The sequence below is a fragment of the Myxococcus qinghaiensis genome, assembly GCF_024198215.1.
GTDB lineage: Bacteria > Myxococcota > Myxococcia > Myxococcales > Myxococcaceae > Myxococcus > Myxococcus qinghaiensis.
In genome coordinates this window covers 495,948-506,609 of record NZ_JAKCFA010000005.1, presented here as the reverse complement: position 1 = coordinate 506,609, position 10,662 = coordinate 495,948, and the positions used below count along the sequence as shown (strand labels likewise).

The window sequence follows — 10,662 nt, the reverse complement described above, 5'->3', positions numbered from 1 at the left end:
TGCGCCGCTCGGCCTTCTGCCCCGGTGTATCGCTCGACGGCGGCCGGTTCGAGTTGCCCGAGTTGCGCCGCAACTGCTCCCGCAACTCCCGCACCAGTCGAGTCAGCTCCTCGACCTGTCGCTCGAGTTCCGCGATGCGCGCATCCTTGGGGTCGACCTTTGCCACGACGTGTCGTGTCCCATGCCTCACGCCGCGTCAGCGAGCGACAAGCCTCCCGCCGGCTGCTGGCCTGCTCCTTCTGCAGCCGCCCATCCCCCCTGAACGCTTACCTCCAATCTTGACATAGTTGAAGCTCGCCACGACGGTTTCAGCCGTGCTGCCCGAGTTTGGGTCATTGCGCAGCGCGAGCCTGTCCAGTACACACTCCTTGCCTTGCGGCCCCACCGCCGTGTCCAGTTGGTCCTTGTGGTGACTCTTCACCTGTTTGTAATAGAGCTTGAGTCGAGCCCCATCCGCCGTCGTCACCGTGTCAAGATAGGGCACCCCATTGCCTAGGACACTCAGCCCAGGACAGTCGGCGACCGGTGGTACGGCGTACTGAAGCGTCAAGCGCACCCGAGGAGCGCCTGAGCCGGAAAGGACCTCGTCCTCGACACGTGTCAGGAAGTACCGAGCCGGATAGTGGGAAAGAGGGGATTGCCAGATAGCCGCATAGACGAAGCGGCCCAGCCCAGGTTGGGTGAGGATGAAGCTCCCGGGCGTGCCTCCAGTCCAGAATAGCTGCGAACCGGACCACTGCGTCGTGGGGCGCGGGGTGGCGAAGCAGCCAGTCGAGCCTGGGTCACATGCGGTGTATTCGAGGATGGCGCCGTCGGTATCCCGGACAGCCCAGGTACTCAGTCCTGGAATGAAGCTTCTGGGACGAACGAAGCTGTAGAAGCCATGCCACCAGCGCAGGGAGTTGCGGAAGGTCGGACTGGCACCGAATGGACTGGGCAGGAAGGGGGCCTTACCAGCACTCAGCATGGACATGTATTTCCATGTCGAGTCACTCGAGATGTATTTGCGCACGAAGCTAAGACCACCGACGGAGCCCTGAAGGCTGACATCCACTTGCGAGTATCGGGTGGTCAAGTCGCTCAGTGCGATTCCCGGCGCTTGCGCCTGTGCCAGCGCGGAGCCCGTGACACCTCCGGCCATCGCCGCACATTGGTTCGGAGACGGAACAGCCCTGCTTACAGAACGACCTCCTCCTCCTCCTCCTCCTCCTCCTCCTCTGGAGCGGGGTCCAGCGCCGCCCCGAGGTCGGTTGTAGTGCAGGGTATAGCCGGGCGCGGGCAACGTGGAGGAGGGCATGTCGGAGCAAGCATTGCTCTGAAACTCTCCCTCCAGGAGGGTCTCGACACAGGCTTGATCATCTCTCTGAGCCTGGACGCCCCCCGAAGTACTGGCTGAACCCAGCCCGCCCTGCGCGGCAGTACAGTCGTTCAGATGGTCGCCCGGGCGACACACCGCCCCATGCCCCGTGGCTTTTCCCGTCGTTGTATTAAATGTGGGAACCAGTCCCTCACAAGTATTACCACACTGGTTGCCATCAGCGCAGGAGGCTCTGGGCTCACACTCATAGCGAAGCAACTGGCTACCGCCGTAGCCGCAATGGAATTCTTCCGAGACATAGCCCGAGTTGGTGCATGGCAGGCTGGAGACACAGCACTGGAAGTTGCCACCTACCTGCGAGGCTCCACTACTCCCGAAGGCCGGCGCCTTCATGCATCCCTCCGCACCGCCACACGAATATTGGGAGTCCGCCGAGCCCAGGCAATAACCGACATTGAGACCGTCACCACACGCACACGTCCAGCGCGTATAGCCGCCTCCAGACTTCGGCTCACAGTAGTCGAAGGTCTCTGAGCCCGCGCACCCCTCGTCCGCGTCACCACTGCTGTTGTCGTCACAGGTATTGCCGCAGATCTCTCCCCCCAGGGGCGTCACCGGCCGACATGGATCCAGGACTCCCTCCTGGTTACAGACGGCATACCCACCTGCGCCGCACTCTCCACAAGGCTGATGGGCATAGGTCGGAGAACAGTCACTCCATTCCCCCTGACCGGGGCTATCAGGGTCCTGTATGCAGAATTGTTGTCCAACACAAAGACCATCGGTGACGCACGAGCGCATGCCTGTGCCAGAGCAACGCTGGGCATGCGCGGACTCGGCGGAAAAGAGAATGACGAGGAGCAGCAAGCTCCTGATGAAAGCCAATGGCATTGGAAGATCGACCTATGGATTCAGCTAGAGATAGGAATTGAAGAAGGAAACTCTATTGCAGAAAGGCACTGGACGACACTCAGCGCGCGGGAGGGATGCACACCCGCGAAGAGGAACCGGCCCCCACCTGGATGCAACGCCAATCCGAGGGGCAGTCGGCCGCCGCCACACAAACCTTGCTGCATACGTAGCCTTTACTTGGCGCTGTGCCCGTGTGCAGGCATAGACCGGAGGAGCACTCGGCCTGCCCACCTGTTTCACAGTCCGTGCCCACCTCTCCGAGGCCCTTTTGGGTCGCTCCGTTGAAGCGGTGCTCACCGAAAACAGCGGGGGCATTTCCACGACGCGACTCCACGGAACGCGCTGGTTCCTCCACGCTGCACCCCAACATCAGAACCACCACGACGACACAGGCTTCCATGCATCGATCCAGGAACGTCACTATCCCTCTCTTCGCGAAACCATCCAGCAGCAACTGTACGATGGAAGACAGCCGTGTATAGCATGCGCGCCCAATCCTTCTCAATCAGGCAAGCCGGCTTCACTCCAAGTCCTTCACGGGAGCATCCGCGCGTCGCGGTTCAGTCGATGGACGCTGGGCCCCTGTGACCCGGGCTTCACAGGCGAGCCCATCAACCACCCGCCATCAACAATCCTCGGTCGCCCCCCTGAGGTTGAGATGAGCCAAGGGCTACGTCTAGGGAGAATGAAAATGCTGAAGATTCGTTCACGGGAGGCCGCGCCCGAATGACACACCAGCCCATCAAGATGACAGCCTGACAAACCGGTTGCTCAACTCAGGGGCCTTTTGCACGTCACGCGCAAAGATTGCGCAGGAGTACCTGCGGAACCTGTCCCCGGGACTCGGCCGGTAGATCCAGACGCAGGTACACGTAGCCACCGGGCTGGGCCTCCATCGGCGGAAAGCCAGGCACCTCGAGCGCGCGGAAGCCCAGGGACTCCATGAGCTGGAGCGACGTCCCCCGCCCCGCGCGCACGCAGGTCTCCAGGTGGCGCAGCCCATCCAGCCGCACGCCCTGACGGATGAGCTCCGTCATCGTCCAGCGCCCCACTCCCTCCCGGCGATACTCCGGTGCGATGGCGCAGCTCACCCGCGCGTAGCGCTCCTCCCGGCGGATGTTCGTCAGCGCCGCGAGCCCGATGATTCCCGAGCCTCGCTCCGCCACCGCGAACAACCGTGTGCCCTCCGCCGCGCTCCACCGGCCAGGAGGATTGCCTCCTGCCTCCGGTCGCAGCCAGCCGAAGAACTCCTCGATGTCGGGCTCCTCCAACAACATCCGCGCTGCCCCCGACACAGCTGCCCCTGCCACTTCCATCGGAATGAGCTGTCGCTCACGCATGCTGACTTCCCCCCTTCGAGCACTACCCGACTTCAAGGGGCATGCCAGAGAGCCAGTGCGGGGCGCGCCAGGTGGGTCGCCCAGAGGGGGCGCGTCGAGGCGTGACGCATTCGCGTGTCACCAGCACGCGGACACCAGGGCCTCTCTAGGGGAAACCCCGCGAGTACCACGGTGCACATCGTGGCCGCCGCGACACGGGGGCGCATGCGCCCGCGCCAGCCTGGAGCACTCCCGCATCAGAGTGGAGCACCCTGCACCACGATGGAGCACTCACGTGCCACTGCGTCACCGTGGACTCACGCGCCGCTGCGTAACGGCGCACGCACGTGCCGCTGCGTAACGGCACACGCAGGCGCCGCTGCGTAACTGCGCACGCACGTGCCGCCGCGGCACGGTCGGACTCACGCACCACGGCGACACGATGAAGCACGCACGTACCGCCGCGTCACGGCGCACTCACGCGTCGCGGCGGCACGATAAAGCTCTCACGCACCGCCGCGTCACGGTGCACTCACGCACCGCGGCGGCACGGACCCTCCACTACTCCGCGACGGAGAGCTTCACGTCGATGTTGCCGCGCGTGGCGCGCGAGTACGGGCACACCTCGTGCGCCGCGTGCATCAGCTTCTCCGCCTCGTCGCGGGGAATGCCCGGGAGGATGCCCTGGAGCTCCACCGCCAGCCCGAAGCCGCCGTCCGGCGTCTTGCCGATGGTGACGTTCGCGGTGATGCCCACCTCGGGCCCCAGCTTCTTGCCGCCCTTGCCCGCTACCAGCCGCAGCGCGCTCTCGAAGCAGGCCGAGTAGCCCGCCGCGAAGAGCTGCTCGGGGTTGGTGGACGCGCCACCCGCGCCGCCGAGCTCCTTGGGCATCGACAGGGGCAGGTCGATGACCTTGTCCGATGACTGGACCTTGCCGTTGCGGCCTCCGTGGGTGGTGGCGTGGGCGGTGTACAGCGGCGAAATCGTGACCGGGGCCATGGTTCTCTCTCCTGGAATTCCTGCTCGGGTTCGAAAAAGCGAAACGGCGGACTCAGATAGCGGCGACACGGAACGGCGGGAGCCACTTCGCCGCGACTTCCGGCCCGCTCCGTTCAACCCCCAACAACCGGGCCACCCCGTCCCCGACAGCCACCGCGTCCTGCGCCATGCCCTATGATTAGGGCTCAATTAAATTGCGCGCAATCAAATCGGACCCAAAAAAAGTCCCCGGGGCCGCGAAGCTGGCGGCGACCGGGGACCTTGGGCTCACCCTCTGGGGCGAGGCGCGCCGGGAATCAGCGCTCGGCGACCGTCGTGGGCGGCGTGGCGACGAACTCCGTGGCGGCCTTCACCGCGGCGGCGATGTCCAGCTTGCCGCTGGTGCTCACCTTGCCCTTGAGGTCCGGGTCGACCTCCACCGTCTTCACCAGCAGGTCACGCACCTGCGCGGCCGTCAGGTCCGGGTTCGCGGCGAACATCAGGGCCGCGGCGGCCGCCACCGTGGGGGTGGCCATGGAGGTGCCGCTCATCTTCTCCCAGTCGCCGCCGGGCACGGTGCTCAGCACGTCCTCACCCACGGCGGCCAGCTCCACCACCTTGTCGCCGTGCGAGGAGAAGCGCGCCAGCTTGTCGTTGTTGCGGTCCATGGACGCCACGGTGATGACGTTGGGCAGGTCCAGGTTGGCGGGCATGTCCGCCACGTTGTTCATGTTGCTGCCGTTGCCGTTGGCCGTCGCCGCGACGAGCAGGATGTCCGCGTCCGCCAACTTCTGCACCGCCGCCGTCCAGCGCTTCTGCGAGGCCGCGTCGCGGTACTCGTCACCGAAGCTGGCGTTGAGGGCGCGGATGTTGGCGCCGTGGTTCTGCTTCATGTTCACGATGTAGTCCACGCCGCGCTCGAAGTTGGTGAGCAGGTCGGCCCCGTCATACAGGCCGCCGATGCTCATCACCTTCGCCTTGCCCGCGGCGATGCCCGTGTTGCCCTGGCCGTTGTCCTCGGCGGCGATGATGCCCGCCACGTGCGTGCCGTGGTCCGTCCCCTGGCCCTTCATCACGTCGCCGCTGTTGAAGCCGACGTTGTAGCCGTGGATGTCGTCCTTCACGCCGTTGCCGTCGTTGTCGATTCCGTCGCCGGCGACCTCGCCCGGGTTGGTCCACATGGCGCTGTCCAGGTCGGCGTGCTTGAAGTCCACGCCGCCGTCGAACACCGCGACAATCGGCTCACCCGTGGGCTTCGGGGGCTTGGGGTCCACCGGGCCCGGGCCCGCCGTCTTGCCAGCGACATCCAGGCCCCAGCTCTTCAGCGTGCCCGTGTCAGCGCGCGCCTTGTCCTCCACCGACAGCGTCCAGGTGCCCTTGGCCGACTCGCCCTTGAAGGCGGTGCTCAAGTCGAACGAGCCCTTCACGTCGTCCGCGCTGCCACCCTGGCGGTCCGACACCGTCGCCGTCTTGCCGGACGGGCTGGTCAGCTTCACCACCAGGTCGCCCTTGTACGTGTGCGCCAGGTCCAGGTTCAGCTTCAGCGAGTCCAGCGCCACGTCCTGGTCGAAGCTGACCGTGGACGTCACCGTCTGGAGGTCCTTCACCGCCGCGTTCGGCGTGGCGGAGGCCGTCAGCGTGACGGGCGTGGATGCCTCGCGGCCCGCGAGGGCGAGCTTGCCGGGGCCGAAGGCGAAGGCCGTGGCCGGCAGCACCGGGGCGCTCGGGTCCGGACGCTGGCCCTTGGGGCGGTCCACGAAGTTGGTGGGACGCGCCGCCGTCTTCCCGGAGTCGAAGCCGTCCGTGCCGTTCTTTCCGGGCCGGGCCACCACGCGGGACTCGGTCGTCGCGGGAGTCTCCGGACGGGTGGCCTCCCCGGTACGGGTGATGGGCGACGGGAGCGACGAGGGCTTGCGGGTGACGGTCATGATGAGGCTCCGTGGGGGATCTGAATCGAACGGCCTGTCACCCATTGTCTCACCTCGTCAGGGGCAGTTTCCTCGGGATTGCTTTTTCCACTATCGGTGAAACCCTTCAGGGACGTGGTGGCGTGGTAGAGGGCGGCCCTCGGGCCCGGGTTGGAAGGCCGACCCGAGTGAGGACGGGAGCGGAGGATGCCGAGGACCATCGTCGCCACGCGTTATGTGACGCCCCTGCGCGAGGGGGGCTCGCTGCCCGCCATCGTCGAGGCGGACGACGCGGGGCTGTACGTCGTGAAGTTCCGGGGGGCCGGACAGGGCGCCAAGGCGCTCATCGCGGAGTTCATCGCCGCGGAGCTGGCGAAGGCGGCGGGCCTGCGCGTGCCGGAGATGGTGCTGGTGGACCTGGACCCGGCGCTGGGCCGCAACGAGCCGGACAGCGAGATTCGGGAGCTGCTCAAGGCGAGCGCGGGGCTGAACCTGGCGCTGGACTACCTGCCGGGCTCGGTGACGTTCGACCCGGTGGCGGGCCCGGCGCCGGACCCGGCCGTGGCGTCCGCCCTGGTCGCGTTCGACGCCTTCATCACCAACGTGGACCGCACGCCGAAGAACCCCAACCTCCTGTGCTGGCACCGGGAGCTGTGGCTCATCGACCATGGCGCCTCGCTCTACTTCCACCACGCGTGGGTGGACTGGGAGGAGCGCAGCCAGGGCCGCTTCGCCCCCATCAAGGACCACGTGCTGCTGCCGTGGGCGAACGCGCTACCTGAGGCCCAGGCCGCGCTGAAGGCCCGCCTCACGCGCGAGCTGATGGAGGCCACCGTCGCGGCAATCCCCGAAGGCTGGCTCCAGGCCGCCGAGTCCCCCTTCCCCACCGTGGACGCGCACCGCGCGGGCTACGTCACCTGGCTGAGCAAGCGCATCGAGGCCCTGCCGGCCTTCATCGAGGAGGCGACCCGTGCCCGCGCACAGCTCGTTTGACTACGCCATCATCCGCGTCGTCCCTCGCGTGGAGCGGGGGGAGTTCATCAACGTGGGCGTCGTCCTCTTCTGCACCACGCAGCGCTTCCTCGGCGCCCGCGTGGAGCTGGACGAGGCCCGCCTGAAGGCGCTCTCGCCCGACGTGGACGTGGACACGGTGCGCTGCCACCTGGACAGCTTCCGCCGCGTCTGCGAGGGCGGCAAGCACGCGGGCCCCATCGGCCAGCTCCCGCAGAAGGAGCGCTGGCACTGGCTGGTGGCCCCGCGCAGCACCATCCTCCAGACGGGGCCGGTGCACTCGGGGCTCAGCCAGGAGCCCCAGCAGGCCCTGGAGCACCTGCTGGACACCATGGTGCGCGTGAAGCGCGCGCCGTGACACGCACGCGGGGTGCCTACTTCACGCGGCGCCCGGTGAACTGGACCTTGGAGGTGCACTCCTCCAGGTCCACCGCGTCAGTGCCGGCGCCCGTGGAGGTCGTCCGTCGCACGTCGATGAAGCCCTCGATGGAGTCGTCCTCCAGCGAGTCGTTGGCGATGTAGAAGCGCACCACGTAGTTCACCGACGTCGCCTCCTCCCCCTCCAACGGACGGGTGAAGATGCTGATGTATTGGAATGGCCCGCTGTCGGAGGTCGTCCCGCCGAGGACGTCCGGCCCGCCATCATCGTCGAGGGTGGCGAGGTCTCCTCCCGGCAGGGTGAAGGCGAAGTCGGGCACCTCCAGGCTCGTGGCGCCGTACCGCTCCGCGCGCACAATCCAGCGCTGCTGGAGGGCCAGCCCCGAGGGCCCCCCGGTGCCCGGCACAGGCTCGGGGTCCTCCAGCGTCTTGTCGGTGCACGCGTAGGGGACGGCCTCGGCCTGGGCCTGGTCCAGCGTGATGTCGTACTGCTCCTGCTCGAACGAGCCGCAGCCGGTCAGCACCAGCACCAGCGGCAAGCCCCACGTCCCCACGGCCTTGAACATCGATGGTCCTCCTGGAGGGATGCCCCACGTCACCCGTGCCGGCCCTGCGCGCGTGGGATGTCCGCCACCTTGTCGGGCAGGCGGGCGCCTTCATCGTCATCGTCTCGGGGGCAGGAAAGCACGGCGTCGGCGGCGGGGGAATTCACGGGGCGCGAGCCGAAGGGTCGACTGTCTGACGGGAGGCCCGCCAGCAAGGAATGGGGGGCGCGAACGCCAGGATGTGAGTACCTTCTGCCTGTGCCCGGGACGGGCACGGACCCGCGTATGCCCGACTCCTCGCTGCGAATCGTCACGTACAACGTCCGCTATTTCGGGCACATGCTCCGGGGCCTGGCGAGCACCATGGGGCCCAAGCGCCGCGTGGCCGCCGCGCTGGCGGCGCTGGAGCCGCTGCCGGACGTCGTGTGCCTTCAAGAGGTGGAGACGACGTCCTTGCGCAGCACCATCGCCCACCGGCCCAAGCTGCCCGGCGAGACGCAGCTCATGGCCTTCATGGGGCGCATGGAGGAGATCTTCACGGCCCAGGGCCGGGAGATGCCCTACGAGGCGTTCTACTTCCGCGCGCACCACTACAAGCTGGGCGAGGTGTCGCTCTACACCACGGGGCTCGCGGTGCTCGTCAACAAGCGCACCCTCCTGGTGGACAAGCACAACGTGGACGCGCCCCAGTCCATCACCCACCACCACGTGCAGCGCCTCAAGGACCGCAAGCAGAGCCGCATCTGCGCGCACATGCGCCTGCTGCGACGCGAGGACAACCGTCCCTTCCACGTCTTCAACACGCACCTGAGCCTGCCCACGCCCTTCGCCCGGGAGTTCTGGTCCACCAAGGACAAGATGGGCTGCGGCGTCAACCAGCTCCACGAGGCGCGCAAGCTGGCTGACTTCGTGGGCATCCTCTCCGCCAACGAGCCCTTCGTCGTCTGCGGGGACTTCAACTCGCCGCCGGCCACGCCCGTGTTCCGCTACCTCACCGGCGACGTGCGCCTCACCTGCGCCCAGGCCGCCGTCGGGCAGATTGACCCCACCGTGTCGCGGGGCTTTCCCACCGCGGGCTTCATGCACATGCGCATGCACCTGGACCACATGTTCTCCGGGGGCGGCGTGCGCTGGCTGGACACCCACGAGACGAGCCCCTTCGGGGACCTCAAGAGCCGCTTCCACGGGCTGTCGGACCACATGCCCATCGTCGCGCGCTTCGCCCTGGAGTCCGCGCCCGCCATCCTCGCCCTGCCCGGCGCGCCCGCGTCCGACGTGGGCTGACGCGCGCGCTCACAGGCCGGACTTCAGCTCGTCCTCCACCTCTTCCCACGCCGCCAGGATTTCGCGCGTGCGGCGCTCCGCCAGCTCCTGGAACTCCGGCGCCAGGTGGGAGACCTTGTCCGGGTGGTACCCGGCGATGAGCGCGCGGAACGCCTTGCGCGCCTCGTCCAGCGTCATGTCCCTCGCGAGCCCCAGCACCGCCCACGCGTCCTTGCGCGGCAAGGGGGCGCGGGTGCCGCGAGGCGGTGTCGCCTCCGAGTCCTCCGCGTGCGCCTCTCGCGGGTCATGACCCGATGCATCATCCCAGGGCTTCGACGACTCCGAGGCGGACGCCTGCTCGGGCCTGACGCGCCGGCTGCCTCCCGGGGCGCGTGCGCCCCGCGCGCGCTGGCTCCAGCCTCCGTCGTCCGGTGGCCCTCTTGACGCGTCGGAGTCAGAGGGAGCTCCGGTGCTCGCCGGGCGCCGGGGAGACCGGGGGGCGCGCTCGGGACGCTTCGTGCCGGGCTTCCTCGCCGGGTCCGGCGGAGGGACTCGCGAGGTGAGCTGGCTGAGCGCGTCCTCCAGGAACCACAAGTCGTTCGCGGGCAGGCCGTGCTTGCGCACCACCGTGCGCGGCCGGCCGTCCTCCAGCAGCAGGTAACCACTGGTGACGGCGTACGCGTCGTCCCGACTCTCCGGGTAGAGCCTGTCGCCCAGGTCGCCCAGCGGGTCCCTCCACATGCCGTCCGCTGTCCCCTCGTCGGCCACGAGCACCTGCGTCAAGACGCGGCCGTGGAGGAACTCCAGGGTGGCGAAGGGCTCGCGCGCCTCCGGGGAGCGCATGGCCGGTCCATGACGCACCCCGGTGACGAGCAACAACCCTCGCGTCCCGTCCACATGGGCGAAGAGCTGCTCGCGCACCTGCTTGTCTGAGAAGAAGAGAACGAACTGCACGGTGGACAACGTAGTCCGAAGCGCCCCCTGCCGGCAGGCGATACGTCCGGCGTCCTCGCGAGAGGGTGCAGGGTGGA

10 protein-coding genes are annotated in these 10,662 nt (G+C 67.6%); 3 read left to right on the top strand and 7 right to left on the bottom strand.

Going from position 1 to position 10,662, the window contains the following annotated elements; translation table 11 throughout:
* The 5 genes from LZ199_RS12110 to LZ199_RS12090 form a co-directional block, all read right to left on the bottom strand.
* Positions 1-190 (bottom strand): DUF6444 domain-containing protein (locus LZ199_RS12110; protein ID WP_253993813.1); only part of this gene is annotated, 190 nt, incomplete at its 3' end.
* A gap of 6 nt (positions 191-196) precedes the next feature.
* Positions 197-1,141, bottom strand: coding sequence for a hypothetical protein (locus LZ199_RS12105; RefSeq protein WP_253993812.1), 945 nt, complete (start codon positions 1,139-1,141; stop codon positions 197-199).
* A gap of 1,883 nt (positions 1,142-3,024) precedes the next feature.
* Positions 3,025-3,570, bottom strand: a complete 546-nt coding sequence (locus tag LZ199_RS12100) for a GNAT family N-acetyltransferase (RefSeq protein ID WP_253993811.1) — start codon at positions 3,568-3,570, stop codon at positions 3,025-3,027.
* 540 nt (positions 3,571-4,110) lie between these two features.
* Positions 4,111-4,548 (bottom strand): organic hydroperoxide resistance protein, encoded by a 438-nt coding sequence (locus LZ199_RS12095; protein WP_253993810.1) that lies wholly within the window; start codon positions 4,546-4,548, stop codon positions 4,111-4,113.
* A gap of 296 nt (positions 4,549-4,844) precedes the next feature.
* Entirely contained in the window at positions 4,845-6,455 is a 1,611-nt protein-coding gene (locus LZ199_RS12090) for a S8 family serine peptidase (RefSeq protein WP_253993809.1), read from the bottom strand.
* A gap of 186 nt (positions 6,456-6,641) precedes the next feature.
* On the opposite strand from LZ199_RS12090, the gene LZ199_RS12085 reads away from it, so the two are divergent.
* Positions 6,642-7,427, top strand: coding sequence for a HipA family kinase (locus tag LZ199_RS12085; RefSeq protein ID WP_253993808.1), 786 nt, complete (start codon positions 6,642-6,644; stop codon positions 7,425-7,427).
* Positions 7,405-7,803 (top strand): DUF3037 domain-containing protein, encoded by a 399-nt coding sequence (locus LZ199_RS12080; RefSeq protein WP_253993807.1) that lies wholly within the window; start codon positions 7,405-7,407, stop codon positions 7,801-7,803. Before LZ199_RS12085 ends, LZ199_RS12080 begins: the two co-directional genes overlap by 23 nt.
* A 16-nt stretch (positions 7,804-7,819) precedes the next feature.
* Here LZ199_RS12080 and LZ199_RS12075 read toward each other — a convergent pair whose 3' ends face one another.
* A complete protein-coding gene (locus tag LZ199_RS12075) occupies positions 7,820-8,389 on the bottom strand; it encodes a hypothetical protein (RefSeq protein ID WP_253993806.1) in 570 nt (189 codons plus the stop codon).
* Positions 8,390-8,653: 264 nt separating this feature from the next.
* On the opposite strand from LZ199_RS12075, the gene LZ199_RS12070 reads away from it, so the two are divergent.
* On the top strand, positions 8,654-9,652 hold the full coding sequence (locus tag LZ199_RS12070; RefSeq protein ID WP_253993805.1) for an endonuclease/exonuclease/phosphatase family protein: 999 nt from the start codon (positions 8,654-8,656) through the stop codon (positions 9,650-9,652).
* Between the two features lie 9 nt (positions 9,653-9,661).
* Here the strand turns inward: LZ199_RS12070 and LZ199_RS12065 are convergent, their stop codons facing one another.
* Complete coding sequence (locus LZ199_RS12065) at positions 9,662-10,585, bottom strand: DnaJ domain-containing protein (RefSeq protein WP_253993804.1); 924 nt, start codon at positions 10,583-10,585, stop codon at positions 9,662-9,664.
* Between the last annotated feature and the right edge of the window lie 77 nt (positions 10,586-10,662).

Bases quoted from the DNA above. Each gene is read 5' to 3' on its own strand.
- LZ199_RS12105 (WP_253993812.1), bottom strand. From the start codon at position 1,141: ATGGCCGGAGGTGTCACGGGCTCCGCGCTGGCACAGGCGCAAGCGCCG.
- LZ199_RS12100 (WP_253993811.1), bottom strand. From the start codon at position 3,570: ATGCGTGAGCGACAGCTCATTCCGATGGAAGTGGCAGGGGCAGCTGTG.
- LZ199_RS12095 (WP_253993810.1), bottom strand. From the start codon at position 4,548: ATGGCCCCGGTCACGATTTCGCCGCTGTACACCGCCCACGCCACCACC.
- LZ199_RS12090 (WP_253993809.1), bottom strand. From the start codon at position 6,455: ATGACCGTCACCCGCAAGCCCTCGTCGCTCCCGTCGCCCATCACCCGT.
- LZ199_RS12085 (WP_253993808.1), top strand. From the start codon at position 6,642: ATGCCGAGGACCATCGTCGCCACGCGTTATGTGACGCCCCTGCGCGAG.
- LZ199_RS12075 (WP_253993806.1), bottom strand. From the start codon at position 8,389: ATGTTCAAGGCCGTGGGGACGTGGGGCTTGCCGCTGGTGCTGGTGCTG.
- LZ199_RS12070 (WP_253993805.1), top strand. From the start codon at position 8,654: ATGCCCGACTCCTCGCTGCGAATCGTCACGTACAACGTCCGCTATTTC.